General features: G+C 56.5%; 1 rRNA gene (running past one end of the window). It reads left to right on the plus strand.

Annotated features, from left to right (window positions below):
* A 23S ribosomal RNA gene (locus AB0A74_RS42440) occupies window positions 1–1,391 on the plus strand (it extends 1,787 nt beyond the left edge of the window).
* The last annotated feature ends 46 nt before the right edge of the window (window positions 1,392–1,437 follow it).

Here is a 1,437-nt window from a genome sequence, read left to right on the forward strand (position 1 = left end):
ACCAAGGCTGAGACGTGATGCATAGCCGATTGAGGCGAAGTAGGGTGATCCCATGCTGCCGAGAAAAGCCTCTAGTGAGTGTTCATGCGGCCCGTACCCCAAACCGACACAGGTGGTCAGGTAGAGAATACCGAGGCGATCGGGCGAACTGTGGTTAAGGAACTCGGCAAAATGCCCCCGTAACTTCGGGAGAAGGGGGGCCGAGGGATTTGAAGCCCCTTGCGGGCTAGGATTTTTCGGCCGCAGAGACCAGCGAGAAGCGACTGTTTACTAAAAACACAGGTCCGTGCGAAGTCGCAAGACGATGTATACGGACTGACGCCTGCCCGGTGCTGGAACGTTAAGGGGACCGGTTAGCTCTTCGGGGCGAAGCTGAGAACTTAAGCGCCAGTAAACGGCGGTGGTAACTATAACCATCCTAAGGTAGCGAAATTCCTTGTCGGGTAAGTTCCGACCTGCACGAATGGCGTAACGACTTCTCGACTGTCTCAACCACAGGCCCGGCGAAATTGCACTACGAGTAAAGATGCTCGTTACGCGCGGCAGGACGGAAAGACCCCGGGACCTTTACTATAGCTTGGTATTGGTGTTCGGTTCGGCTTGTGTAGGATAGGTGGGAGACTGTGAAGCGCCAACGCCAGTTGGTGTGGAGTCGTCGTTGAAATACCACTCTGGTCGTACTGGATGTCTAACCTCGGTCCGTGATCCGGATCAGGGACAGTGCCTGGTGGGTAGTTTAACTGGGGCGGTTGCCTCCCAAAGGGTAACGGAGGCGCTCAAAGGTTCCCTCAGCCTGGTTGGCAATCAGGTGTCGAGTGCAAGTGCACAAGGGGGCTTGACTGTGAGACCGACGGGTCGAGCAGGGACGAAAGTCGGAACTAGTGATCCGGCCATGGCTTGTGGAAGCGTGGTCGCTCAACGGATAAAAGGTACCCCGGGGATAACAGGCTGATCTTGCCCAAGAGTCCATATCGACGGCATGGTTTGGCACCTCGATGTCGGCTCGTCGCATCCTGGGGCTGGAGTAGGTCCCAAGGGTTGGGCTGTTCGCCCATTAAAGCGGTACGCGAGCTGGGTTTAGAACGTCGTGAGACAGTTCGGTCCCTATCCGCCGCGCGCGTAGGATACTTGCGGAAGGCTGTCCCTAGTACGAGAGGACCGGGACGGACGGACCTCTGGTGTGCCAGTTGTCCTGCCAAGGGCATTGCTGGTTGGCTACGTTCGGAAGGGATAACCGCTGAAAGCATCTAAGCGGGAAGCTCGTTCCTAGATGAGGTATCCCACCCTTTGTGGGTTAAGGCCCCCAAGAGACTATTGGGTTGATAGGCCGGAGATGGAAGGTCGGTAACGGCTGGAGTTGACCGGTACTAATAGGCCGAGGACTTGCTACGAAGACGCTACGCATCCACTGTGCGGTTCTGAAAGAACCGAACCAGA

The sequence above is a fragment of the Saccharothrix sp. NPDC042600 genome (assembly GCF_040647305.1).
In the GTDB taxonomy this organism is placed as follows: Bacteria; Actinomycetota; Actinomycetes; order Mycobacteriales; family Pseudonocardiaceae; genus Actinosynnema; species Actinosynnema mutabilis.